24 protein-coding genes are annotated in these 26,861 nt (G+C 40.3%); 10 read left to right on the top strand and 14 right to left on the bottom strand.

The genetic code is table 11. The annotated features are described in order from the left end of the window. Positions 1–4: 4 nt before the first annotated feature. The 4 genes from M2353_RS01210 (at position 5) to M2353_RS01195 (ending at position 4,363) form a co-directional block, all read left to right on the top strand. A complete protein-coding gene (locus M2353_RS01210) occupies positions 5–1,066 on the top strand; it encodes a DUF4352 domain-containing protein (RefSeq protein WP_024719008.1) in 1,062 nt (353 codons plus the stop codon). Between the two features lie 972 nt (positions 1,067–2,038). Further along, complete coding sequence (locus M2353_RS01205; protein WP_284724777.1) at positions 2,039–2,914, top strand: S8 family peptidase; 876 nt, start codon at positions 2,039–2,041, stop codon at positions 2,912–2,914. Positions 2,915–2,928: 14 nt separating this feature from the next. Next, a complete protein-coding gene (locus tag M2353_RS01200) occupies positions 2,929–3,795 on the top strand; it encodes an SAR2788 family putative toxin (RefSeq protein ID WP_284724776.1) in 867 nt (288 codons plus the stop codon). 16 nt (positions 3,796–3,811) lie between these two features. After that, positions 3,812–4,363, top strand: coding sequence for a hypothetical protein (locus M2353_RS01195; protein ID WP_071168150.1), 552 nt, complete (start codon positions 3,812–3,814; stop codon positions 4,361–4,363). A 56-nt stretch (positions 4,364–4,419) separates the two neighbouring features. Here M2353_RS01195 and M2353_RS01190 read toward each other — a convergent pair whose 3' ends face one another. Both M2353_RS01190 and M2353_RS01185 read right to left on the bottom strand, forming a co-directional pair. Further along, positions 4,420–5,601, bottom strand: coding sequence for an ABC transporter permease (locus tag M2353_RS01190; protein WP_284724775.1), 1,182 nt, complete (start codon positions 5,599–5,601; stop codon positions 4,420–4,422). Next, on the bottom strand, positions 5,601–6,341 hold the full coding sequence (locus tag M2353_RS01185; RefSeq protein WP_041508193.1) for an ATP-binding cassette domain-containing protein: 741 nt from the start codon (positions 6,339–6,341) through the stop codon (positions 5,601–5,603). Before M2353_RS01185 ends, M2353_RS01190 begins: the two co-directional genes overlap by 1 nt. A gap of 160 nt (positions 6,342–6,501) precedes the next feature. Between M2353_RS01185 and M2353_RS01180 the strand changes: the two genes are divergently transcribed. Continuing rightward, on the top strand, positions 6,502–7,203 hold the full coding sequence (locus M2353_RS01180) for a LytR/AlgR family response regulator transcription factor (protein ID WP_007498366.1): 702 nt from the start codon (positions 6,502–6,504) through the stop codon (positions 7,201–7,203). 11 nt (positions 7,204–7,214) lie between these two features. After that, a complete protein-coding gene (locus tag M2353_RS01175; RefSeq protein ID WP_284724774.1) occupies positions 7,215–8,180 on the top strand; it encodes a sensor histidine kinase in 966 nt (321 codons plus the stop codon). 36 nt (positions 8,181–8,216) lie between these two features. Here M2353_RS01175 and M2353_RS01170 read toward each other — a convergent pair whose 3' ends face one another. Next, entirely contained in the window at positions 8,217–9,146 is a 930-nt protein-coding gene (locus M2353_RS01170) for an aldo/keto reductase (protein WP_007498377.1), read from the bottom strand. Positions 9,147–9,644: 498 nt separating this feature from the next. On the opposite strand from M2353_RS01170, the gene M2353_RS01165 reads away from it, so the two are divergent. After that, positions 9,645–10,685, top strand: coding sequence for a DUF4352 domain-containing protein (locus tag M2353_RS01165; protein ID WP_284724773.1), 1,041 nt, complete (start codon positions 9,645–9,647; stop codon positions 10,683–10,685). Positions 10,686–10,733: 48 nt separating this feature from the next. On the opposite strand, the gene M2353_RS01160 is transcribed toward M2353_RS01165, so the two are convergent. The 3 genes from M2353_RS01160 to M2353_RS01150 all read right to left on the bottom strand — a co-directional run bounded on the left by M2353_RS01160 (position 10,734) and on the right by M2353_RS01150 (position 14,248). Continuing rightward, a complete protein-coding gene (locus M2353_RS01160; RefSeq protein WP_216895576.1) occupies positions 10,734–11,825 on the bottom strand; it encodes an SEC-C metal-binding domain-containing protein in 1,092 nt (363 codons plus the stop codon). Between the two features lie 193 nt (positions 11,826–12,018). Continuing rightward, positions 12,019–12,957, bottom strand: coding sequence for a response regulator (locus M2353_RS01155; protein WP_072367535.1), 939 nt, complete (start codon positions 12,955–12,957; stop codon positions 12,019–12,021). Positions 12,958–12,961: 4 nt separating this feature from the next. Beyond that, positions 12,962–14,248 (bottom strand): ATP-binding protein, encoded by a 1,287-nt coding sequence (locus M2353_RS01150; RefSeq protein ID WP_284724772.1) that lies wholly within the window; start codon positions 14,246–14,248, stop codon positions 12,962–12,964. Between the two features lie 517 nt (positions 14,249–14,765). Between M2353_RS01150 and M2353_RS01145 the strand changes: the two genes are divergently transcribed. Next, positions 14,766–15,746, top strand: coding sequence for a glutaminase (locus M2353_RS01145; protein ID WP_008342152.1), 981 nt, complete (start codon positions 14,766–14,768; stop codon positions 15,744–15,746). A gap of 33 nt (positions 15,747–15,779) precedes the next feature. Next, complete coding sequence (locus M2353_RS01140; RefSeq protein ID WP_017358609.1) at positions 15,780–17,207, top strand: alanine/glycine:cation symporter family protein; 1,428 nt, start codon at positions 15,780–15,782, stop codon at positions 17,205–17,207. 39 nt (positions 17,208–17,246) lie between these two features. Here the strand turns inward: M2353_RS01140 and M2353_RS01135 are convergent, their stop codons facing one another. From M2353_RS01135 to M2353_RS01120, 4 genes are all read right to left on the bottom strand, one after another. Then, positions 17,247–18,107 (bottom strand): alpha/beta fold hydrolase, encoded by an 861-nt coding sequence (locus M2353_RS01135; RefSeq protein WP_284724771.1) that lies wholly within the window; start codon positions 18,105–18,107, stop codon positions 17,247–17,249. A gap of 113 nt (positions 18,108–18,220) precedes the next feature. After that, positions 18,221–18,586 (bottom strand): VOC family protein, encoded by a 366-nt coding sequence (locus tag M2353_RS01130; RefSeq protein WP_041508186.1) that lies wholly within the window; start codon positions 18,584–18,586, stop codon positions 18,221–18,223. 100 nt (positions 18,587–18,686) lie between these two features. Then, positions 18,687–20,069, bottom strand: a complete 1,383-nt coding sequence (locus M2353_RS01125; RefSeq protein ID WP_017358611.1) for an amino acid permease — start codon at positions 20,067–20,069, stop codon at positions 18,687–18,689. 67 nt (positions 20,070–20,136) lie between these two features. Continuing rightward, on the bottom strand, positions 20,137–21,645 hold the full coding sequence (locus M2353_RS01120; RefSeq protein ID WP_284724770.1) for a class I adenylate-forming enzyme family protein: 1,509 nt from the start codon (positions 21,643–21,645) through the stop codon (positions 20,137–20,139). Between the two features lie 262 nt (positions 21,646–21,907). On the opposite strand from M2353_RS01120, the gene M2353_RS01115 reads away from it, so the two are divergent. Further along, on the top strand, positions 21,908–22,345 hold the full coding sequence (locus tag M2353_RS01115; protein WP_007498406.1) for a MarR family winged helix-turn-helix transcriptional regulator: 438 nt from the start codon (positions 21,908–21,910) through the stop codon (positions 22,343–22,345). 21 nt (positions 22,346–22,366) lie between these two features. Here the strand turns inward: M2353_RS01115 and M2353_RS01110 are convergent, their stop codons facing one another. The 4 genes from M2353_RS01110 to M2353_RS01095 all read right to left on the bottom strand — a co-directional run bounded on the left by M2353_RS01110 (position 22,367) and on the right by M2353_RS01095 (position 26,856). Continuing rightward, the gene (locus tag M2353_RS01110) at positions 22,367–23,500 is read right to left on the bottom strand and encodes a zinc-dependent alcohol dehydrogenase (RefSeq protein ID WP_284724769.1); all 1,134 of its coding nucleotides are present in this window, start codon (positions 23,498–23,500) and stop codon (positions 22,367–22,369) included. A gap of 161 nt (positions 23,501–23,661) precedes the next feature. Beyond that, positions 23,662–24,684, bottom strand: coding sequence for a quercetin 2,3-dioxygenase (locus tag M2353_RS01105; RefSeq protein WP_284724768.1), 1,023 nt, complete (start codon positions 24,682–24,684; stop codon positions 23,662–23,664). An 80-nt stretch (positions 24,685–24,764) separates the two neighbouring features. After that, entirely contained in the window at positions 24,765–25,328 is a 564-nt protein-coding gene (locus M2353_RS01100; protein WP_284724767.1) for a TetR/AcrR family transcriptional regulator, read from the bottom strand. A 43-nt stretch (positions 25,329–25,371) separates the two neighbouring features. After that, positions 25,372–26,856, bottom strand: a complete 1,485-nt coding sequence (locus M2353_RS01095) for an amidase (protein WP_284724766.1) — start codon at positions 26,854–26,856, stop codon at positions 25,372–25,374. Positions 26,857–26,861 lie beyond the last annotated feature (5 nt).

Below are 26,861 nucleotides of genomic sequence, written 5' to 3'. Positions count from 1 at the left end.
TCTCATGTTTAAAAAGAAATTATCCCTGTTTCTTCTGATTTTGTGTGTAACTGTTGTCGCTGCTGCTTGTAGTGGTGGAAAAGACAAAACTGCTGCGAAAGAAAGCGATACAAAAAAATCCCTTGATGCAGCTGAAGTAAAAGTAGAAAGTGCTGAGTACACTTTACCACCTCAATACGATACATCTGTTCAGGATGATCAATATGTCCTAAAAGTGAATGTATCTGTAAAAAACATCAGCAAAGAACCATTGAATGTGGATAAAAGCAACTTTACGCTTTACCAAGATGACGCTCAGGTGTCTACCATCTCTCCTGATGACTACAACGAAGTATTATCTTCAAGCTCTCTAAATGCAGGTAAAGTATCAAAAGGTGGTCTTTTCTTTGTGGTTGATAAAGAAAAAGACTATCAATTGGTTTACACAGAGCCTGGTACTGGATCGAAAAAAGATGACAAAACACTAGAATTCGATATTAAAGGAAAAGACTTGATGAAAAAGGCAGATACACTTCAAGCGTCTGCAAAAGCCCTTTCTTCTTATATTGATGTCATGATCTTTGGTAAGAAAAATGACGATTTCGAAAAACTAACAGGTGATAACAAATCAACTGTCGTAAACGAATTTGATAAATCATTCAAACAAGGCTACATTTCTTCTTCTGGTATTTCATCTAGCTCAGCAAAAGACGAAAACCTTGATAAGCTTCTAAAAGCTGTGAAAGAAACATTAGCTGAAAAATCAAAAGTATCAACGAAAACAAAATCAATCAGCGGTGATAAAGCTGTCGTGACTGTGACACTTACACCAATTGATGCAAGCCCGCTTGTCGATCGTTTAAAAGAAAAAGCAACTGAATTCTACAGCAAAAACCGTACAGCATCTTATGATGATGCACAGAAATATCTACTTTCTATCTATCCAGATGAATTTAAAAAATTAGGACCATCATCTTCTGAAGAAACAGTAGAAGTGAACATGAAGAAAAACGATATCGACCAATGGAAACTTGATTTGAACGACTACAAAACAAGCTCGTTGGTTGAAAAGTTCATCAAGAACTAAAGAAAAACCCCCGGTTCCCGGGGGTTTTTTGTTATAATTTATCATCTGGTTTGGCGAACGTTCCCCCCCTCTATCATAAAAAAACAAGAATATAGTCAAGTTATCTTACCCTTGACAACATTTCTTTCTATAAGATCCATTTCTTTAGCTTGTTCACTATGAGGTATTCAATCCTGATTGTTCTTTTTTGTACTTAAGATTTTTTCTGCTTATCTGTGTTAAAGATGAAATGTAAACTCGAAGGAAAAAAATGTACTCCTCATACTTTATTTCTATTGAACTATATTATAGACCTAGCTTCTTTCCTAACTCATTATAAAAGTAAACCATCATTTTCATTCACCAACTCTTTTTTCTATTTAAGTTATTCTTTAATATAACTCTTCTAAATATAAATAATTCCATTTTTATAAAATATTCAAAAAAAAGGTTCTTTATGCTTATTTTAAGGTAATTTTAAACTTTTTATCATTGATATTATGCTAGAATTAGTAACTACTTCAAAGAGAAAATTTACCATGAAATTAATCCTTTTTTAAGGTAGTTTCAGCTCAATCGTTACTCTTAGTTCTTTATCATCTTTAACTAGTTTTACTAATTCTAAAAAGCTTAATGATCTTGTCTAATAAAATGCCTTAGCTTCTGAAACCTTCGAATGTATAGATACTAATGTGAACTAAATAATATTGTTCATCCAACAATTCAAATTTCGTAGATGAAATATTAAAAGACCTACTATAAGCAAGTTGACAAAAGAGGAAAAAAGTTATGCTATCAAATACTCGATTAACAAAAAGAGTGATTTGATGTTGTCGAAAAGATCTTATTTAGAGAAACATTAGTGATATTTTTCATAAGAATTCAGAAACATACCAAGACTTATTGGGGGGAACGATCGATTATTATTAAAAAAGAATCAAAATCTAAATAAAATAGGGTAGGAGGAAATGATTATTGAAAGAGTGAGAAAATATGACTGATAAAATTCTAAAGTTAAAGAAATGGTTCATTTTATTTGTTTTTATAATGGTGGTTTTATACTTTGGAGTGTTTAGTTTTTTGCTAAAAGGTGATTTAAAAAATGAAAGTACGAGAGAATTAAATGAAAAAATTAAAGTCGCGGTTTTAGATAGTGGAATTAATAAGAATCATAAAGATTTAAAAGGTAAGATTGTAAAAGAATTTAATCCGATAGATTCGTCCATTGAGTCTAAAAATAAATTAAGTCATGGTACATCAATCGCAGGAATAATTACAGCAAACAATACAAACAGTGAAGTTACTGGGGTTACACAAAATGTCGAACTATATTCTGTTAAAGTGATCAAAAATGATGGAAAGATTGAAAGACAGGGTTTTATAGATGGATTTAAGTGGGCTATATCCCAAAATGCGGATATAATTAATTTAAGTTTAGGTTTTCAAAAGGATTTTCCCGAATTAAGGGAGCTAGTGGACGATGCCGTAAATAAAGGGATTATTATTGTTGCTGCTAGCGGTAATACTTATGGTTTAAATAGTCAATTTCCAGCTCGATACGATAATGTTATTTCTGTCGGGGCAATTGATTCAAAGAATAAAGTACCACAATTCTCTGCTATAGGAAAAGTTGATTTTTTTGCACCCGGTGTTAATGTTTTATCGTTAAATAATAAAGGAGGTAATTCTGTTTATACAGGGACTTCTTATTCGGTAGCTTACATAACGGGCGTAATTGCCAATTTTCTTTATAAAGAGAAAATTAATAAAGATGAAAAGAGCTTTTCACAGGTCTATACCTATCTGGAGAGTTCATCTACGGAAATGCTGGATAATAAAAGTAAAATTATTCAGGGTTTCAATAAATAACGGAGGGATTTTATATGTGGTTAAAAGTTAAAAGTAAAATTATAATATTACTGGTGTTTTTATTAGTTGCTAGTCTATTTCCTACCAATCATACCAAGGCAGAAGAAATCGATAATAATATGATTGTTGATGAAGAAGTAGTTTCAGAGATGTTAGAAGATCGTTTATCTGAAGAAAATATTTCTGTTGATAATTTTGAAGTATCAAGTGATGAATTGGTTTTAGATACTTCAATGAACGACGCGGAAGGAAATAAGGTTGAAGCTACTCTCAGTTTAGAACCTGGTGCAGATAGTTTTAATTTAACTACAAGAGAATTCAATGAAGTCGGTGAAGAAATCTCAAAGGAATATGAAATAAAAGTTAATCAATTTAAAGACGATGAGTTTGAAGCGACTTTTGAAGATGTTGAAACAGAGGAAATTTCCACCTATAATTCAGAGGAAGGTACAGCTTCATTCGCCTTTTTAATTCCGGTGGGAATAGCAATAACACCTGCAGTTATGACTGCTTTATTTCATACTGGTGCGGTGATTATTGTTGGAGGAGCTGGTTATGTAATTGCTACAGAAGCCATCAAGCATAGGTCTAAAAGCAAAAAAAAATATAATCATTATGAAGCTGCTATTAAAGGCGGAGTATATGTTGGAAAAGGACTAAGTAAATCGCAAGCAATCGCTAGAATGAAGTCAAAAAAGGATATTTGGTCTATTTCTTCTAGTCAGGCAGAAGTTGTTGCAGCTGGAGCTAATACAAAAGGTAAACCATTTAAAGAAGTAGATAGATACAAAGGTAAGCCGAAGAAAGGTTATTATTATCACTGGCATCCATATAAAAGAACTCCAAAAGCTCATTCATTCTACGGAGGTCCTGTTAAATAATTAATAGAGGTGAATCATGTATAATTACGAAAAGCTATATAAACAGTATTTATATAAAAAAGATCAATTGACTTTTACTAAAGAACAAGTCGTTGAGATGATAACGTCTAAATTTAAAGCTAGAGAATTTTCAAAAACAAAGATTTTAGATTTAGTAAATGATGATCACTTTGAATATACTAAGATATATAAATGTTTTGTCATTGATGATCCGAGTATATTGATTCAATTGTTTTCGAATGAGGAAAAAAAGGATCATCGTGAACAAGTACTTCACAACCGTCTCCATCCTTTGAATCCCAAAAAAGTAAAAGAATGGGAATATAATCACTTATTGCTTGATGAACAAGAAGGTAGAAGAATTGATATTATTTTAGAAAGTAAAGATGGAGTATATGTTTCAGAATTTACCGTAAGAGCTAGTTGCGAAAAGCTTGATAGGTATATAAATGCTTTAATTGTAGGTGCACTTATTGAAAATGAGTTAGAAGAATATCCAGTTGATATTCATGACGAGTATTTTCAATTTTATTTAGAGAACTTGGATCAATTCGGTTTCTTAGACTAAAACATACGGTGATCGGCATTCACCTGAAAACGCCCTCTATCATAGAGGGCGTTTATTTATTTCGCAAGCATCCATTTCTCTTTCATAAACAAACTTCTCACGATGACAAACAAGATCATCACTGTCAACGCCGAGGAGCCGAGCGTCAGGGCAATCGACATCGGGTCAACGATGCCAAACATCAATTGCTTGCATAGTGCGTGAATATTAAGGAATGGGATCGCAAAGTAATACGTATCTAGCTGCGTAGCGCCTGCTCTCATGGTGAAAAACATCGGAATCACACCTAGTGTAATGATCATGGACATGTACGATTGTGCTTCTTTCACTGAGCTTGAAACGACACTGAGCAGCAGTTCAATCATGGATACCATGAATGAGAAAATAATTAATGCCGCAAACATAACACCGATGATGCTCCACACTTGATCTCCGAAGTTCAGCGCTTGTTTCAGTTTTTCTGTAAAGAGCAATGTAGAGAGCAGCAGCATGCCAATCGCCACAATGCCACTTAATATACCAAACATAGAAACAGCTAGCCATTTTCCAATTAAAAGCTGAAGTCTGCTGGCCGGTGTCAGGAATAAAGCTTCAATTGACTTTCTATCCTTTTCACCTGCTACGATATCAAGCGCAGCTGGCAAAGCACCTGAGATCACAGAGGTCACTAAAATCATTGGAAGAAGAATCGACAGCAGCATGGCGGTCATCCCGTTTTCTCCATCCCCGTCCTCTCCTTCTTGCACATCAACCGATTGCACCTCAAACGGATGAATCACTGACGATTTGATCTGATCCTGTGCCAAACGCTTTTCTACGACTTGATTTTGATATTGTTCAAGCAATGATTGCAGCATTTGAACCGCAATCACTGAATCATCATCTGTTGGATACCCATGGACTTTAATGGCAAACGATGTTTGATGCTGAAGCATATCGCCTGCATCTTTTGGCATTTCTAGATAAGCATTTGCCTCACCGTCTTTAACGGCTTGCTGCGGGTCATCAAATGTTTCAAGTTTCAGGTTTTTCACTTCTTTGATCATGTCATTCATATCGGACGGAAGCTTTTCATTGATTGCGACTGTATACGTTTTATCGCCTGGATCAGCGATCATGCTTTCGTAGAAAAACACGAGTCCGAGCATCGTCAAAAGAGGGATCAAAACTGTTAAGAACAACGTTTTCCTGTCTCTGAGCGAATCTGTCATTTCTTTTAAAAAGACGGTTTTCCACATTATGCATTCCCCCTTGCGAGCTTCGACATAAAGATGTAATTCAAGTCTTCACTTTGTTCCTGTGCATATAATTCTGGAAGCGTTCCTTTGTACACGAGCTCCCCTTGATGTATCATCATGACACTGTCACAAAGCAGGCTGACTTCTTCCATGATGTGGCTTGAAAATAGAATCGTTTTATTTTGCTGTTTCAACTGATGAATAAACTCTCTGAAAATATTACTCGATGTGATATCTAAACCTGTTGTCGGTTCGTCAAACAAAATAATGTCAGGGTCATGAATCAATGTTCTGGCAATCGCCACCTTTTGCTTCATCCCTCTTGAAAATCCTTTTACCTTGCGATCCATGTACTGCCTCATCCCGAATCGCTTTGCTAAATCCTCAATTCTTGCTTTGATCTCATGCTGATCCAAGCCATATAATTTCCCAAAGTATTCAAGGTTTTCACGAGCCGTCAAACGGTCATAAAGTCCCGTCTCACCGCCAAACAAGACCCCAATTCGCTTCTTCACTTCAGTTGCTTCTTTGACTGTATCAAAGCCTGCGACAGTGACTGATCCGTGCGTAGGTTCTAATAATGTGGCAACGGCGCGTAATAATGTGGTTTTCCCCGCTCCATTTTCTCCTAAGATGCCGACGACTTCTCCTTCCTTCACGGAGAATGTCATATGTTTCATCGCCTTTACGACTTTTTTCTTATCTGTAAACCAGCAACTACAATCGCTGAGAGTAATCATTTGGTTCGCCCCTTTCGACTATCTACGTCTATGATAGAAAAAATACCGCCTGTCTGACATAAAAATGTCGCGAAACGTCCTTTTTCTGTCTTGAAATGATCCATTTTAAAAAACAAATGGTAAAATAGACAAATAATAAGAAGAGTCATAGGTGATTTTTATGATAAAAGTAGGTCTTGTCGATGATTACCGAGTGGATTTAGAAAAGCTGCATGCCATTGTCGGCAGAATGGATGCCGTTGACATCGTTTTTGTGACGCAGTCAGCGGAGGATGCATATGAGAAGGTCAAACAGGGCGACATTGATCTATTGTTTGCAGATATTGAGATGCCTGGCATGTCAGGCTATGAATTAGCAGACCTTATTCACTCTCACGCACTGAATGTGGATGTTGTATTTGTGACGGGAAACAGTGGGTATGCTGTCCATGCCTTTGATTTGAATGTCCATGATTATATTATGAAGCCTTATCAAGCTGATCGAATCGCCAAATCCTTAGAGCGCTACATGTCCACCAAGCAGGAGAAAAGCATTCACGGACGGCTTCTCATCAAGCAGCAATCAGATATCCATGTACTGCAAAAAAAGGATGTCATCTTTGTTGAACGTACTGGCAGGTCGACGACCATTGTCACAACAACAGGAGATATTCAAACATACCAAACTCTCAACGAGTTAAAAGGTGATTTAGCTGAGAAAGACTTTATCCGCTCCCACCGCTCGTTTATCATCAATATTCATTACATTAAGAACTTTTCGGCGTATGCCAAAAATTCATTTATCGTGTCTTTTGAAGGGACTGATAAAAAAGCCATGATGACGAAGCAGCAATTAGAATACTTTAAGAAATACTACTTTTAAGGAGAACGAACGTGAACGCTTTCTATCTTGGATTTCGCATATATACGCTCATCTGGCTCGGTCTTGTAGTTCAAGCTGCTGCTAAAGCTGTTCTGCCTTTGTCATCAAGCATGGTGTGGCTTCTGACCTTTTGCATCTTGTGCCTTTACACCTTTTTCATTTACAAAAGGTTTTGGCTAGGTATGAATGGTTACATGATATTAGGCGCTTTTGTGCTCATCACCTGTTCAGGCATTTCACTTTTTCTCACGCACGGAAATGGACTAAGCCATCTTTTAACTGTCATCATCATTTTGACAGCCGATCTCCTTTCCTTCAAGGTGATGCAAACGGAGCAACGATTAAATGGACGGCTTCAAGAGCTGATCCATGCTGAGTCGAGAACCAATGACTTGCTGCTTGAGCTGCGAAGTAAACACCATGAAACAGCTAGACATTTAAATGCCTTTTCCGCATCGAATGACGAGCATGAGATTAAAGATTTGATTCAGCAATACGTGAAACATTTCCCTTGGATCAAAGGGGAAAATGCCTATTTGGCTTCCACCCTTCATTCCTTTTTCCAGCGGGCTGAAAAAGAGGAGATTGCCCTTTCACTAGATCTTCAAGCACCCTTTTCTTCTCTTCCTTTTTCTAAAGCGGATCAGGTGAGTTTTACTGGCAACCTGCTTGATAACGCATTAGATGCCGCCATTGAAGCGAAGCAAGCTGGTAACGAGGGAAGCATCTCGATCACGACTTCCATCCGGAGCGGGCTCTTTTTGATTCATTGTGAAAACAGTACTAAGGGCATGGAAAAACACGTATTAGATCATCTGTTCAAGACGTTTGGCCGTTCGACAAAAGGCGGTGATCATCAAGGTATGGGTACTTATATCATTCATCAGCTTGTTGAAAAGGCAGACGGCACGCTTGATTTTACGTATCGTTCTCCAAATCTGCGGCTCGTGATCAAGATTCCTCTCACAATGGCATAAAAAAATAAGGTGCTGCTTGGCACCTTATTTTTTATATTATGAAAAGATCTGATCGATTTCGTTGATTTCTTCTTTTGTTAACTGAACATCGTTTGTTTTCAAGTTTTGTAAGACTTGCTCGGCTCGTTTTGCCCCCGGAATAATGGCATCAATGCCATCCTGCGCCAACAGCCACGCCAGCGCTACATGGGCTGTTTCGGCATGTTTTGATTGCGCAATGGCCTTCAGCTTGTCTACTTTTTCGAGGTTTTGAAGGAAAGCATCGCCTTGGAAAAGCGGGTCCTTTGCTCGAATATCATCAAATGTCGCATCCTTTGTAAACTTCCCAGTCAACAGACCTGACGCCAATGGAAAATAAGGGATAAAGGAAATCCCATGCTCTACGCAGTATGGGAGAAGGTCTTGCTCGGCCTGACGTTTTAGCAGAGAATACTCTGATTGAAGCACGTCTAAGTATCCATCTCGATTAAAGGTTTGAAGCTGTTCAAAATCAAGGTTTGATGCCCCAATTGCCCGGATTTTCCCCTCATCCTTCAATTCCTTTAAAGTACCGGCCACTTCATCCAGCGGCGTGCGGCCGTCTGGGAAATGCATATAGTACAAATCAATATAATCGGTTTGGAGCCTCTTCAGGCTGTCTTCGACCTGCTGTCTTAAGAAATCACGGCTATTGTCCAGTTCGATTTGTCCGTTCACTTCTTTATGAGCCCCTTTTGTCGCAAGAACCAGTTCGTCTCTGCCGCCTCTTTTGGCAATGATCTCACCAATCAATTCTTCTGAACGGCCCAGCCCATAAATAAAAGCAGAATCTAAGAAATTGACACCATGATCAAGAGCAGTTTCTACTAGCTCCCGCCCTGCATCTTCACTCAGATTCGGGAATAAATTATGGCCACCCACTGCATTTGTTCCAAGCCCTATCGGATTCACCTGTAAATCAGTTCGTCCTAGCGTTACTTTTTTCAAAAGCTCATCTCCCTTATCTGCTTAATCATCCTTATTTTCCCATGAATCATTTTCAACATTCAAGTATTCTGCTCTCTGAAAATCAATCTGCAGGTGGACGCTTTGAAATAAAAAGATTCGTATGATGAAGATATACTTAAACGAAAAGTTTTGCGATGTGAATCCTAACACATCTTTTGAAATGAAAACTACCTCCGTTTCAAGATTTTTACACACAAAACATTTAAAACTCATGATAAATAGATAAATTAATTCTTATTAACTAGTATATTCTACTTATTAAATTCCGTTTTTTATAGGTATTTGTGTAAAAATCTATCAAAGATAGGGAATACAACCTATTCCTCATCACGAATGAAATTCGATAGAATGAATAGTGCAAATCGTCATTAGGAGATTTTCCCCTTTAACACCCGAATATACCATTCTATCTGTTTCTTTTTTCTCAGTCAGATAGCGGGAAGAAAATGACGAAAGAAAAGCAAAGGAGCATCAACTGTGAATCTTAAAAAAATAAGTGCACTCCTCATGATTGCATTCGTGATGATCATCTCTGCAGCCTGCCAGAGCTCAGCAAAATCAACAAAGGCTGACCAAAAATCAACAAAAACAGCAGAGGTAAAAGTGAATAGCTACGAATATACGTTACCAGAAGACTCAACAACTACCTTGCGAGACAATGAATTGGTGTTAAAAGTCAACCTGACGATCACCAACAAAGGTGACAAAGCCCTTTCACTATATAACTCTGATTTCACCCTTTATCAGGACGATGCCAAAGTCTCTGATTTAAAATTCTACGGCAGTAAAGACCGCCTTGATCTTGGGTCCTTGAACAAAGGGAAATCACTATCAGGAGCGCTTTATTTCCTAGTAGATAAAGGCAAAAAATATCAGTTCGTGTACCAAGATAGCATCAAGAAAAACAGCGATTCGATCGAAATGGAACTAGATGGCGAAAAGATACTGGATTCAGCGAAAAAGCTAGATAACCCAGCAAAAGCACTATCTGCTTATACAGATCTCATTGTTTTTGACAAAAAGAATGATCAATTCTCAGAATTAACAGGTGACAATCAATCAGATGTCGTTAATAAATATCACGAAATGTTTGTGAAAGACTTTAAGAGAAGTGCAGGCATATATGGAAACGAAGTCAGTGACCGCGATATTTTATCCATGTACAAACGCATGCAAAATACAATGAAGGATAAAGCGAAAGTGGAAACAAGTGTGAAAACCATCTCAGATGACGAAGCGAAGGTTGTCGCTCAAGTAACCGGTATTGATGCTTCTAACTTAAAAGACAAACTAGACAAACAAAGAGATGAGTTTTACAACGGCAAAATCCGTTCGAAAGAAGAATTGTATAAGAAAAGCTTGAATATGTACGCATCTGAGTTTGAAAAGCTTCCTCCAGTCTCAAGCCCTGCTGAGTATGAAGTGAAAATGAAACGTAACGGAGATGGTCAGTGGAAAATTGACCTCAATGATTATAATACAGAGCAATACATGAGTGGTTTTATTAAAACAAGATGATGAAAAAAAGACGCTGGCTCCTTGAAAGGTGCCGCGTCTTTTTTCATGCTATGATACAGTCGTCTCTTGCTCTTCTTTGACCGCTTTTTCAATATCTTTAAATCGGCTCGATACAGTAGACGCACTAATGCCATACTTTTTAGCAACTTGTGCTTGAGAAAGCGGGGCATCGCTTGCAAGTGAATGAATATAATATTCGATTCCAGCAGCAAATGACGCCGCTTTACGGATCACAGGTGCTTTCTGATCACAGTAAGCTTTCCAAACTGTTAAAGCGCCATCTGTCAGGCTTTGGTCACCGTGCTCTTTCATCCCGTCTTCAATCAGCTTGGCTGTTTCCAACTGAACGTCACTAGCCCAGTCCATCCGATCTGCTGATAGTCCTACTGTACTTCCTTCTGTTTGAGCAGGCGCTTCTGTTTCTTCAACTTCTTGCTTCGCAAACATACACTTCAGCACTTCAGGGAAGGCTTCTCTCATAAATGTACTACGTGCTCCTCCGTTTGCCTCATGTGCTTCAACGAGCTGGCGAACCTGAAGAATAAGCGTATCAGTAAACTCTTTCGCGAACATCGTATATTGAATGAAAAACTCTGCTTTTTCTTCAAACTGAACAGGGAAACCTAGAACAAGACTACCTTTCTCTGGCAGCACGGTTTGATCCGGCTTCACATCAACTTCAACCTTCTCAGCTGTCACCATATTCTCAAAGTAAAGAGACTCGTCCGTTTTTTCATTTAATAAAAGCAAAGATGGCTCCATGTCTGTCCAAGATTCAACCACTTGTCTTGTTTTAGGACGGGTAATATCTTCTGCTTTTTTTGTCAGGAATTCTTGGAAGATAGTCTCTTTCTTATCTGTTAATGGGCGGAAGAAAATGCCCCATACACTCAAATGAAAGACTGAGATTTGTTGCGTTTCTTTATCCATATCTGCTAGGAAAGAAAACTCATTAATGAATTGATTGATCGCTCTCTGATGCTTAGAGAACGCATAATTCATTAAATCCTTTTGAACTTGTACAGCTTCCTTAAACACAAGCTCAGACGTTTGTTCTCCGCCTGACTTTTGACCACAGCAATGTTTATATTTTTTTCCGCTTCCGCATGGGCAGAGCGCATTTCGTTTAATTTTTCCCAAAATAAAACCTCCGACATTCTAGTCTAACCTCACTATTTTAACAAACGATTGCACAGGAGAGTTTTATTTTCAAGAAAAAAGAAAAATCAGAATGATCAGATAAATAACAAAGACGTCTAAAAGAGCAAGGCGGCTCATAGTCAAAAGCACTCTGTCTCTGTTTATTTTCTCCAATCATTCCAATAGATTTCCCTCAGCTCATCCCTTCGAATAGCTGCTTTGCTTCAAAATAAAAGATTTGCACGAACTTTTTCGTATTGACTCTGCCTGTTGACCCTGCAGAAGAAGAAGTCTTCTGCATTTCTTTCATCCTTTGGCTGACATCAGTGAAATCAAAAAACTTCGACGCATAGTGCTCAAATTTAGGATTTGAAAAATCTGTGAGCCCAAGTGATGCGAAATGATTTAAGGAATGATGGATGGCTCGTCTAATTCGCTGCTCTGCTGCTTTCACTTCCCGCATCACTTCCACATCCGCCGCACCACGACCAAGCTTTCGTTCCGCCGTTTTGATAAATAGCTGCTTTAATGGCGGAAAATTCACCTCATGAGAATTGGCTGTCTGCGTTTCATGTAAGTAGATCAATATCTCTAGTAAATCCTTAGAGCCACTCTCTCCGACAATTCCTAATTCAGATAGGAGGAATTCCCCTGCCTCTTTCATCGTTCTTCGCTTTGATCCAGTACCTATCTCATGAGAAATCACTGGCTCTAATGGCAGCACATGCCGAAGAGAAGCTTGAATATCGTAAATTGATTTTTCGAGCTTGATCCGCTCCATGACCTTTCGAATGACACTGACAATCTCAATTCGATTGACGGGTTTATGAATATAATATTCAATTCCAAGTTCATAGGCTTCTGCCATCATCTCTTTTGCTTCTACTTGAGATATCATGATGACCTTTCCTTTGAATTCAGGGTGAATATGGCGTATGGTTTGAATGCCGTCTCTAGCTGGCATTAAAAGATCAATCAGAAGGATGTCTACTTTTTTCAGGTTCAATGAATGCGCTTCTAATCCAATGCCGTCATCAGCTTCATCCACGACCTCTCCTAGATCCTCATCCTCAATGATCTGACCTAAAATCGAGCGTATTGCACGATCATCATCTGCAATGAAAAATCGCATACACTCACCCTCTCTGTATTAAATTTTTTATCGGAAGAACAAGCTGAAAAGCTGTTCCTTTCGTTTCTTTCTGCTCAATCTGGATTTGACCGTCCAGCTCTTGAACCAGCTCTCTCACATAGGATAAGCCAATCCCAGTTGACGGTGTTCCATATGCATCAAATTTTGAGGTATATCCAGGATCAAATACAATCTCTCTCAATTTCTCAGGGATACCCGGTCCATCATCCTCGACCCGAATCTCTATTTTATCATGACTCCCTTTTAATACGAGTGAGATGGCTCCATCATCCTTGATTGCTTCAACTGCATTTGCCATTAAATTATTAATCAGCGATAAGAAAATGAACACATGATACTCATGCAAGTGAATGCCTTTTATATCAGATGTAAAGGAAATGTTCTTCCCGAGAGATAGCGCATATTTCTCTTGAATGCGAATCACGATTTGAACAAGATCCTCTGCCCTCATATAATCTTGCATGTTTTCCTTTGAAATCAGCTTTGAAAGCCCAGCGTATATACGCTGATTGTCCTTTTTAACTTCATGTATTTCCCCTGCAAGCTTCAGCAGCTCCTGACTCACTTTCTTTCCTGCCTCATGTTCATTCAGCAGACGATAGAGCCGATAGGATTCTTGCGTTATGTGCTCTGTATGATTTAACGTTTTCTTTAAATGAACTGTTTCCTCATATAAATTTGAAATGACCATCATCATATGCTCATTTTGCTTCATGATTTGTTTCTCTCTTGATTGTGCCTCATACAGCCTCATCATATTAAAAAAGCTGATGACCACGAAGCTGTGAGCAAATGCAATGAGGATCATATCACTCAGCTTTGAGAAAGTCATGGTTGTATCAAACACTAAAAATTGTACAAACAGCTCAGCAAAATCAGCCAGCAGTTCAATCATCAGTCCGATCAGCCCAATAAAAATGGAACGCTGCTTGAAACGGCCTGTACGGACAACAAAGAAAAGAAAAGCATAAGTAAAGTAAAAAAAGAAGCTCGGAAACTGCTGATAAAATGACAGAGCCAGATCAGCTTTTTGCTGAATAAGATCTAAACCTACTCGAAATAGGACAATGGCTGCGCCTGTTAAAAACCCTGGCAGCAATGGTCTTGATTTTCTTAAAAGTAATAAGCAAAAGAAAAACGCAGGTGCCCCAAAACTAATACGAAATGTTTCATTCACAGGATAAAACTTCAGCTCTCCCGCAAGCGGCACAATGACGATCATAAAAATCAAAATAAATGCGTCTTTTTTGACAAGCTGGTTTAAACTCAAATGACTGACATCCCTTCCCCTGTTTACATAGCCACAGTATACAAGGAGACTCTTTGCTTCACAATGAGCAAAAAAATTATTTTCACGGCTACTTCTCTCTTCAAAATCATTTTTTATGACTATTCTCCGAGAAGGCATGGTGACCTTTCAGCTATTCTACGATTTGGAGATTGTCTACAATAATGGGAATTGTTTAGACAATTGCATGCAGACTGATTTTTATTTGTAAGTTTTTCTGTAGATTTTCGTCAGATTGTGTAGTTTCCAAGATAAATTGAATGAACAATTTTAGTGAAACTATATGTAAGCGTTTTCTGAATTTTCACTAAAAACCCTTTTTGTTGTTTCGCCGCCAAAGCCTTCATTTGAACATATATTTAGGTGTAAAGGAGTGGTACAAGCAGCGCATGACAAGTTCTTTGAAGATGTGTAACATGTTTTCGTGCCTATTTGATCGCATTTTTTGTCATCCGCCAATTCAATAGGGTACTTTTTGATTTTTGATTGGAGGAATCGTATGAAAACAGCAATTTCTAATAATACACAACACGCATGCCAGTCTTCTGTTGATCAATGGGCAGAAGAAATACGTCCGTATTACAAAAACGGGCAGAACGCTGGCTACATTCCAGCACTCGGAAAAGTAAATTCCTCTCAACTTGGTATCAGCGTGATAGGCCCAGATGGATCATCTGTACGTTATGGTGATTGGGACGTTCCCTTTACCCTGCAAAGTATCTCAAAAGTCATCAGCTTTATAGCTGCCTGTTTAGGAAGAGGCGTTCCGTACGTCTTGGATCGGGTAGATGTAGAGCCAACTGGTGATGCATTTAATTCCATCTACCGCCTTGAGATGCATAAACCAGGGAAGCCCTTTAATCCAATGATTAATGCTGGAGCTATTACCGTATCCTCCATCCTTCCTGGAAAGACTTCTACAGAAAAGCTAGCATATATTTTCGATTTAATCGAAAACTTAATAGGGAAGCGTCCTTCTGTTAATGAAGAGGTTTATCAATCAGAATGGGCAACTGCACACCGAAACCGGGCACTTGCTTATTATTTAAAAGAAACCAATTACTTAGAATCAGATGTCGAGGACACGTTAGAAGTGTATTTAAAGCAATGTTCCATCGAGGTCACAACAGAGGACATCGCCTTGATTGGACTGATTATTTCAAGTGATGGCTACCATCCCTTTAAACAAGTCCAAGTCATCCCAAAAGATATCGCAAGACTAACAAAGGCATTGATGCTGACATGCGGCATGTACAATGCGTCTGGTAATTTCGCCGCTTTCGTAGGCGTTCCAGCCAAAAGTGGTGTGTCTGGAGGAATCATGGCTTGCGTTCCGCCAAGCGCAAGAAGAGAATTCCCATTTCAGACAGGCTGCGGTATCGGCATTTATGGTCCTGCCATTGACGATTGTGGAAATAGTATTACCGGTGTCATGATGCTGAAGAAACTCGCCAAAGAGTGGGATCTCAGTATTTTTTAAAAAGAACAGTGATGAATTCGAAGAGGTGATGTTATGAACGAAAAAGCTTTGCTATCTTATTTAACAACTACAAATGATTTTATTTGGACTTATCTAATCATTGCTCTGTTACTTGGAGTAGGGGTCTACTTCACATATAGATCACGCTTCCTGCAAGTCAGAATGCTCAAAGAAATGCTGCGTGTTCTAAAAGAAGGAAGAAAAGAAAAAGAGGGGATCTCACCGTTCCAAGCTTTTGCCATCAGTATGGCAGCACGTGTAGGAACAGGGAATATCACAGGGATTGCCATCGCTATTGCGATCGGTGGACCTGGCGCAATCTTCTGGATGTGGATCGTCGCAATTATCGGTTCTGCTTCAAGCTTTGTTGAAAGTACACTAGCTCAGGTGTATAAAGTAAAAGATAAAACAGGATTCCGCGGTGGACCTGCTTATTACATGGAAAAAGGGTTAAATAAGCGCTGGATGGGGATTTTATTTGCCATCCTGATCACGATCTCTTTTGGGATTGTCTTTAACGCAGTGCAATCAAATACAATCACCGTCGCTTTTAAAAACTCTTTTGGCCTAGATCGTTTAACTGTCGGAATCGTTATGGCTGTTATTTTTGCGTTCATTATTTTCAAAGGGATCAAAGCGATTGCAAAAGCATCTGAATATATTGTCGTTTTTCTTGCCGTTGCTTACATCGGGATTGCTTTCTTTGTCATTATCACAAATATCACTGAACTACCAGGTGTCATCAGTACGATTGTGAAGCATGCTTTCGGATTTGAACAGTTTGCCGGCGGTACATTAGGTGGAGCATTGTTACAAGGGATTAAACGCGGTCTCTTCTCAAACGAAGCCGGTATGGGTAGTGCCCCTAACGCAGCAGCAACTGCTGTCACGAGCCACCCAGTCAAACAAGGATTAATCCAAGCATTTGGTGTGTTAACAGATACGTTAATTATTTGTACAAGTACAGCCTTTCTTGTTCTGTTCTCTGATGCGTATAAAACAACCAATCTGGAAGGAATTGAGCTAACTCAGGCTTCATTAAGCCAGCACATTGGGCCTTGGGCTTCTGGATTCCTGGCGATCATGATTTTCTTATTCGCTTTTAGTACGTTAATTGGTAATTATTACTATGGTGAAACGAACATTGAGTTCTTGGGAGCGAATAAAATTTGGCTCAACATCTATCGTGTTGCTGTCATTGGCATGGTTCTTTTCGGAGCTGTTGCCACTGTTCCTCTCGTTTGGGGTCTAGCCGACTTATTCATGGGTCTCATGGTCATCGTCAACCTCATTGCCATTACCATGTTGTCCAAAGTCGCCTTTGCAGCACTGAAGGATTACATGCGACAGAAAAAAGAAGGCAAAGATCCTGTTTTCTATAAAAATGCCGTTCCAAACAATGAAGAGATTGAATGCTGGGACGACGAACCTGTTTCCTTGAAAAAGAATCAAATCGGATAAAACAAATAAGCTCTGGTCATATGATCAGAGCTTTTTCCTTTATGCTAAAAATTCGAGAATGAGCTTGTTCACGACATCTGGTTTTTCATGATTGATCCAATGAGTCGCATCATCGACAAAAATCAGCTGTCCATTTGGGCAAATCTTGATCGTTTCTTTTGCGAGCTTTCTGCTTAGAAACTTGTCCTCCATTCCCCAGATCATGCGGACAGGCACGAGAATTCGTTTGGAAATCGGTTTTTCAAAGCCGCCTTTTTTAATCGCTCGATACCAATTCAACATGGACGTAATGGCTCCCGGCTGCGTCCATGCCAGCTTATAGCTTGAGACATCTTCCTTCGTGAACAGATGAGGTCTAGCAGACAGTCCAATGGCTTCATCCAGTCTTTGAAAGTGATTTTCTTGAAGCGCTGCCTCCGGTACATTTGGAAGCTGAAAGAACGCGATATAAGAGCTCTTCTTCCACTGCGGCGGATAAAACGGAAGGACCTTCATCATCACACGAGGATGCGGCATGTTGACGATGATTAATTTCTCTACATATTGAGAACGGGTTGAAGCAAGGTGCCAAGCAACCGCTCCGCCCCAATCATGTCCGCCGACAATAGCCTTTTGATTTGGGCTCAGCGCCTTAATTAATCCCACGATATCATCTCTTAATTTGTCTAAGACGTATGATTCGACTCCTTCTGGTTTGTCACTCAGATGGTATCCCCTTTGATCAGGAACAACGACACGATACCCCGCCTCAGCCAGGGAGAGGATTTGATTTTTCCAACCATACCAAAACTCAGGAAATCCATGCAGCAGAACCAGCAGTGGGCCATCTTCAGGACCAGCCATTGCCGTATGGAGCTTTATGCCGTTTGTTTGAATATATTGAAACTCAACTTGATCCATTCCTTTTCCACCCTTTCCCCATGTCTTATCATTCTTCCAACATAGCATATTTTCCATTTTTCAGAAAATAAAAACACTCACAAAAAAACCTTCACAAGGGTGAAGGTCTTTATTTATTTCATATAATTCAGCACCCATATCAGACCATTCTTCCGATCTTGTACTTGTCCATGAAGTGCGCCAAAAAACGTATCCTGTAATTCCACAAGGACATCTCCGTCAGCTTCAAGCGCCTCGTATACAGCCTTTAACTCTTCCTCATTGTCAAACTGCATGATCAATCGAAGATTCTCTGGTTTTGGTGTGCGGCCAAATGTATCTGAAAAGTGGAGCAGTGATTCTCCAAGGTGCAGCTCAGCATGCAATACACGATCTTCATGTTCATTTAAGATACGAATATCTCCGCCAAAAATTCCTTGATAATATTGAAGAGATTCTTTGACGTCTTCTACGACAATATAAGGACTAACGCTGATCATTTCCCTCATCCTCCTCTTGTTCCGTTCATTATCTCTTATATAGCTTATCCCAAATCGTATGAAAAAAGGCACAAATCGTCAACGGATTTGCACCTTTTTCTCAAGCAGATTTCGCTAATTCACTGTGTTTGTTAGAATATGCTGCGTACATGACGACACCGATCATCAGCCAAACCCCGAAGTACAGCCATGTCCGGCCTGGTAAATTGAGCATCAGAAACACACAACAGCCCATCGAGATAATTGGCAAAACCGGTACAAACGGAACCCGGAATCCCCTTTCCAGCTGTTTATGTGTCTTTCTCAAAATGAGTACGGATAAACTCACCATCGCAAACGTTAATAATGCACCAATATTGGCTAGGTTGGACAGATCCTTCAAATCAATAAACCCTGAAATAACAGCTGTCATCCCGCCAATCACCCATATACTCGCAACAGGTGTATCACTTTTGTTTGTTTTTGAAAACACTTTAGGCAAGAGCCCGTCCCGCCCCATCGCAAAAGCAATTCGAGTTGCCGCATAATTATTGGCGAAAATCACAGCCATCAATCCAATCACAGCACCGACAGAAATAATACCAGCCACGCTATGTTGATGGACACTTTGCAATACATAAGACATTGCCTCTGTCACATTCAACTTCGTATAGTGCACCATGCCTGTCATGACCAAACAAACGACAATATAAATGATCGTACAAATGAGCAATGAACCAATGATACCAATTGGCAGGTTCCGCTGTGGATTTTTCACCTCTTCTGCAGAAGCTGAAATGGCATCGAATCCTAAAAAGGCAAAAAACACAGCAGCGGCTCCAGCAATAATCCCTTCCGTACCAAACGGCATGAACGGCTGCCAATTGGCTGGCTCTACATAAAAACCACCTACTACAATGAAAAGAACAATAATGCCAAGTTTCACAAACACCATGATATTATTGAATTTTTTACTTTCTTTCGTTCCTCTAGATAGGATCCACGCAATGAGTAAAGCAATGATAATTGCTGGCAAATTCATATATCCGCCTTGTTCTGGACCAGCTAAAAATTGATGTGGAATTGAGATTCCAAACCCCTCCAGCAGGCTGTTAAAATAACTCGACCAGCCACTCGCTACAGCTGAAGCAGTCAGCATATAAACAGATAATAACGTCCATCCCATGAGATGACCTACGAGTTCACCCATTGTGGTATATGAATAAATGTACGCACTGCCGAACACAGGCAGCGCGGAAGCCATTTCTGCATAACAAAGTGCTGCTAGACTGCACACAATCGCTGCGATCGCAAAGGAGAAAATAACAGCCGGTCCTGCATCCTTAGCTGCTGTAATTCCGGTTAACACCATGACCCCCGTCCCAATCACAGCCCCTATGCCAAGGAGTGTGAGATCGAGCCCGCCCAGTGTTTTCTTTACCTTTTGCTGTCTGCTCTGTTCTAACAAATCGTGAATGTGTTTCTTACGAAGTATATGTCGCAAACCCTTTCCCTCCAAAACGTTAGAAAAACAAAAAAATCATTCAAATTTCATTATAGCAGAATAGGTCCTACGCATTCACAACCAATTCACGTAAATCTTTCTTCATGATTTTACCAAGTTTATTTTTTGGTAGATCCTGTGTGAAATGAATGGATGGCACTTTGTAATCTGCTAAACGTTCCTTGCAGTAATTCACCACATCTTCTTCGCAGAAATCGACAGATTCGTCTTTTACGATATACGCACTTGGTACTTCACCATATAAGTCATCTGGTACCCCAATGACAGCAGATTCAATTACACCTGGAATTTGATCAATGACCTCTTCCACTTGGTCAGGATAAATATTATCCCCACCGTATAGAATCACATCTTTGTATCTCCCCGTGATGTAAAGAAAACCGTCTTCATCCAGATAGCCTGCATCCCCCATATGGAACCAGCCATCTTTGAGCACTTTCTCTGTCGCTTCAAGTTGATGATAGTAGCCTAAGAAATAAAATGGGCTTCTCATGACGACCTCGCCAATTTCTCCAGCTGGCAGCGCCTCCTCTGTCTCAGGATGCACGATTTTGACTTCTACATCCGGATCCACTTTACCAGCAGAGCCCATCTTATCCTCGCCCATCGCTGGATGCCACGCACTCACAACCCACGCTTCTGTACTTCCATAGCCATGCATCATCTGAATGCCTACTTCTTTGTAATCTTTAATTAAGCGTACCGGTACCTTCGTACCACCAGAAATCGCAATTTCAAAAGATGAGAGATCGTACGAACCACGCTTCATTTCTTCTAGCATGTACGTATAAGCTGATGGGAAAGCCATCATAAACGTAATTCTTTCTTTCTCAATCGTTTCTAAAATGCGTTTCGGTGTTGCATCATGTAAGAAGACTAACGTATACCCTTCAATTGCAGCTGCAATCAGGTGATTAATTGAACTCATATGATACAGCGGATGACTTGCCAAGTACCGTTTTCCTTTCAGATCAAATCCTCGATTCCCACGTCGTGTTAAAAATTGATAGATTCGTCCATGTCCGACCATACAGCCTTTTGGATTACCTGTTGTACCTGAGGTGAATAAAATCATGGCCAAATCTTCTTCTGATACCTGTTCAGCAAGATCACTTCCATCATTAGACGCCAATATGTCTTCAAACAGCTGTGTTGTTTTCGCATTGACACCAGATTCCACCATGAGACAATCTTCTAAAGACACATTCACTGCCGCAATGATGTCACGGAATTCGCGGTCAAAAAATAAAGCCTTTGGCTCTGCTTTTTTCAAGATACCTTCTAGCTCAAAAGAGGTAAGCTGCCAGCTAAGCGGTACGGCGACTGCACCTGCTTTAATGGCTGCCAGCATAATCGTAGAAAAGTGATGATGGTTTTGACAAATAAAGCACACCCGGTCACCTTTTCGAATTCCTTTACGATGTAAGTAATGCGCTAGCTGATCAATGCGTTTTGCATATTCTTCAAATGTATAAGACACACCTCCGCCAGTTACCGCTTCAATTTGTGAAGAGCGTTCCATTCTGTCGTTTAGTAATGCCTGTAAAGTATTCAATATCTTCATCTCCAAACGTTTGATGTCCAATAGCCAATTTCCAGTGAATTGGATTGGCAGATTTTATCTCATTCACATTCTAAAATAAAAAGAGGTGAAAGTAAAATCATTTCATTTTGGAATTGTTCCTTTTATTAATTGATAATATAGGTAATTTTATAGCCGTCTTCCATTTTGGTTTAAATGATGATGCTTATTATGATAAGATAGACCTAGTAATTGATCGGAAAATGCGAATGCAATAGGAAAAGAGGTATGGAGAATGCAACATTTCGAGCTAGAGGCAAGTTTGTTAGACCATGCACTGACAAAGTATTTAAAGGCGACGAAACGAATAGATGAAGAGAATATCCCGAAAAACGTCACGAATGTAAAAGGGTTTATTTTACGCATCATCTACCGCCATCAATCATGTACTGTGAAAAATATTCTGCAGGAAGTTTCATTATCTCCCTCCGCAACAACAACCGCTCTCAATCACTTAGAAGATGAAGGGCTGATTATCCGCTCTAGAAATAACAATGACCGCCGTACGGTATGGATTACACTCTCTGAATCAGGTGAACAAATCGCCAGACAAATGATCGACAATCGTCAGCTGCTTGTCAATCAACTGTTCAATCACCTATCAGAAGAAGATAAAAAAACATTTTTTGAATTAATCGAAAAAATGATGGACGAGCGCACATTAAAGGCTTAGGAAATATCCTAAGCCTTCTTTTTATGGCTTTAAGATGACTTTTATACAATCATCTTGTTTTTCATTGAATATGTGATACGCATGAGCTGCGTCATCTAGTGGCAGTTGATGTGTGATGATCGCTCTAGGATCAATTTCCCCGGTTGTCACTTTTTGATAAAGCTTTGACATGTACCCTCTCGCCGGTGCCTGTCCCATTTTCAGCGTAACGTTTCTTGCGAAAAAAGCCCCTAATGGGAACATATTGTAAAGACCTCCATACACACCCGTCAGCTGAACAGTCCCGCATTTCCTCACGGCTTTTGTGGCAATTTGAATGGGTCCTATCGTTCCGCCTTGCAGCTTGAGCTTCTGCTCAATCTTTTCAAGCGGTGACTTTTTCCCATCCATCCCCACACAATCAATGACAACATCCGCCCCGCCTTTTGTGAGCTCCTTTAGGGTTTCTCCCATATCAGGATCTTCTGTAAAATCAAATACTTCTACGCCGCTCATTCGTTTTGCATGGCGAAGGCGATAGTCTATGTAATCAACAGCAATTACCCGCTCTGCACCCTTTTGCCAAGCAAATTGCTGTGCCATTAACCCAACAGGTCCACATCCCAGCACAATGACCGTATCCCCCTTTTTTACACCTGCGTGTTCTACACTCCAATAAGCAGTTGGCAAAACATCTGATAAAAACAGCAATTGTTCATCCTCTAACTCACAATCATCCGGTACTTTAAACGGAGTATAGTTTCCAAAGGGCACACGTAAATATTCAGCCTGTCCTCCGGGGTAATTCCCATATTTCTCACTGTATCCAAAAAGTCCACCCGAATCATAATGTGGGTTTGAGTGATCGCATTGACTTTCTAAATGGTGATGGCAATACTGGCATTGACCACACGCCACGGTAAATGGAATGACGACACGATCTCCCTTTTTCACCGCAGTGACATCCGGCCCGACTTCCTCTACCACCCCCATCGGTTCATGCCCAATCACATAGCCGATAGGAAGCGGGAAATTCCCTTGATATAAATGTAAATCTGACCCACAAATAGCTGTAGATGTAATTCGAACGATGACATCTTCACGATCTTGAATAGATGGTGTAGCTACTTCCTTCACCGCAATGCGGCTTTTCCCTTGATAGGTGACAGCTCTCATCTGCATTTCCTCCTTTAGCTAAGGTCATCATGTCTATAGCTTCACCTTGAATGGATGGTTCATACATATGAATAGGGATGCTGTTCCACAAGGGAAAACAAAATAACCCGCCGATTGATTCAGCAGGTTGTTTACTTCAATATGTGTAACGCGTTACACAGCTATTTTTCTTCGACAAACACCAAATCATACTGAGCAGAGGTCTCCCCATCCTCCATCATGTTCCCTTCCTGTATAAAATAAGGGCACATACCTGGACTTTGTGCTTCTTCAAATTGTTCAAACACTTGCTCAATATAGCCAGGCAGCAGCAAAACCAACATTTTATTTGAATGAGATACGAATTCATACGAGTGAACGGTATTCGGAGGAATATAGGCAAAATCCCCCGGCATCAAGCAAATATTTTCTCCGTTTAACTGAAGATTTATTCTGCCTTCAACACAATAAAGTGCTTCTGTATGCATTTCATGATAATGCGAACGTAACCCTTTTCCCTTTGTCCCTTCAATCACAAAATAACTAAATCCGTCTCCTGTTGTTTCCGTTGTCGCAATCAGCTCATGAAGCTGACCTTCGACCATGTATTGCTTTCCTTCACCAGCCTCCAGCACATATGGCTGCACTGCGCGCGGGAGCTGACTATGAAACAAAACAGCTGGCTTGGTTGTATTGGATAGCTCCCTAATGCCGTGCATCAACATGATATCGCTTTCTTTTTCAGCCTGATGAAAGCTGTCTGCATCAAATGGGTGATCAGTCATCGGCCATTCATTCTGCAACAGCCTCTTTCCGATTTGCAGATAGACATCTGTCATTTGCCCGCCCAGTGTATAAGAAATAAACCTTGTTTTGTGACTATGCATTCTATAGCCATGAATTGTTTTGGGCGGAATATGAATATAATCACAGGCCGTCACCATATACTTTTTACCGTCCAGTATCACTTCCAGCTTCCCTTCCAGCACAAAGATGGTTTCAAATAGCGTCTCATGACAATGCAGCGGAAAGTAAGCACCTTTCCCACCTGTGATTAAGACAAGCTCAAACAGTTGATTTGTTTGATTTGCTTCTGCCAGCACATGTACAAGCTGATTTTCCAAACCATACAGCTCCCCCGAACCGGACACGGTATAAAAAGAGGTATCTTCGGATTGCTTGATCGATTGTGGTTGCTCCGACATCCCATCACTCCTCATGACTAATTGACTATCTTTATTATATAGACCAATTGATATAATAGATAGGCAATATGCGAGAGATTTTACTCTTCTCGCATAAATAAGTGTCTAAGGTAACATTTTACGTGCTCTAAAGGTGTCGTTTGCTTTAATGCAGTAGTCATTGATAATCCGCCGATGACCATTGAATGAAGGAGAGATGCCCGCTCATCCGCTTTTGTTTCATCATATCCGCTATTCATCAGCTTTTCTTTGACAAGCTCTTGCCAGCGAATCATTTCTTGTTTACATGCAGCATGAAGTTTTGTATGTTCAGGTTTTGACTCTGCCGCCAGTAAGACAATCGGTATCCCTCTTTCACTTTCTTGCTCCATAAAACCCCGAATGATATTTGTCATAAAATGATCGACGGCGACATATGGGTCATCAGCATAGGCAAAGCTTTCTTCAATTTGATCGATGACCCTTTGACTAATATATTCAACGGCTGCTATGGCTAGCTCTTCTTTTCCATTTGGAAAATAATAATAAAGAGATCCTTTCGGCGTGCCGCTCTCTCTAATGATTTGATTCAACCCTGTCGCATGATATCCCTGTTTACGTAAAAGAAGTGCGGCCGTTTGAATGATTTTGTCCTTCGTACTCACGTGTGACACTCCTTTCCTCCATAGACCAACGTCGATGCCATTGTTATTGATTCAGTAATGGATGCGTTCCTTTCCATAATGAGGATGATTCTATTTCTGACGCCAGTCTGAGCAGCCAGTCCTCTTTTCCTTTCGGTGCTGTCACCTGAACGCCTAAAGGCATGCCTGCTTCTGTGAGATGAACTGGCACACTCATAGATGGCTGGCCGGTTAGGTTAGCCAGCTGTGTAAATGGTGTGTAGGTCAAACTCTTGAGGAACATTTCATAAATTAGATCCTGCTGTGCTTGCATTGAAAGGGATGACACACGTAACAATGCAGACATTTCTTGATCGTTATGCATCAGCTCGCCAACCTTTGGAGCCGAATAGGCAGTAGCTGGGGTCACATATAGATCGTAGGTTTGATGAAATGCGGCCATTTTTGCAGCGGCCATATCCCATGCATCAAGACTTTCTGTATAAGCAGCAGCCGTCACATTTTTTCCTGCTTCCGCCAGTACCCATGCCACAATATCTGTCTCCTCCGGCTTCACCGGACGCCCGAATGAACGAGCCAGAGAGGTAAATAAGGCAGACATTTCACCGCTGTTCATGACATAATATTGCTGCATCAGATGGACACCATCAATACCCGGCTTCGCTTCCTCTATTTGATGCCCTTGTTCACTCAGCCATTTCACAGTGTTCAAAACTGCCTGCTTTGCTTCCGCACTCACCTTCGTGCCTACTGGAGAGTCTACACTGTAAGCAATTCGCATAGAAGAGGTTCGTTTCACCAAATCCTCCTGATAGCTGCCGTCATATAATGGCGTTTGGAACGCAGCCTCTGGCTGAATGACTTGAAGCAAGTCAAGCAGGGCTGCACTGTCTCGAACTGTTTTTGTGAGCGTAAAGTCAATGGAAGCTCCTTGCCACTGCCTTCCTGCACCCGGGCCGACCGGTGTTCTCCCCCTTGTTGGCTTGAGTCCAAATAAACCAGTAAAGGATGCCGGAATCCGAATAGACCCTCCGCCATCACTCGCTCCACCCGCAGGTACGATGCCGCTTGCCACAGCTGCTGCCGTCCCGCCGCTTGAACCGCCCGGAGAATAGTCAGCATTCCAAGGGTTTCTCGTCGGACCATATAAAAAGGGTTCTGTCACATTTCTCAATCCGAATTCAGGTGTATTCGTATGACCGATCATGAGGAGCCCAGCCTGCTTCAATCGACGGACAAAGTGGGAATCTGTTTGTGCCTTTACATCCTTTAACAGCAACGCACCCGCCGTCAAAGGTTCATGCTCCAGCCCCTGCGATATATTTTTCAACACAAACGGAACACCAGCAAACGGCTGATCCGCATCTAGTGACTTCATGTCTTTGAACACTTGATCTCGTCTTGTCTGAATCACCGCATTTAGTACTGGATTCACTTCTTCCAATCTAGTAAATGCAGCTTGTACAAGCTCTTCGGGCGTGACCTGCTTTTTCTGCACAAGTGACGCCAGTCCTGTCGCATCATACGTCATATACTCTTTTACATTCATCGGCA

This window comes from Bacillus aerius, from assembly GCF_029894105.1.
GTDB lineage: Bacteria > Bacillota > Bacilli > Bacillales > Bacillaceae > Bacillus > Bacillus altitudinis.
The sequence above is the reverse complement of the archived record's forward strand: the minus strand, read 5'-3'. Positions and strand labels throughout refer to the sequence as shown.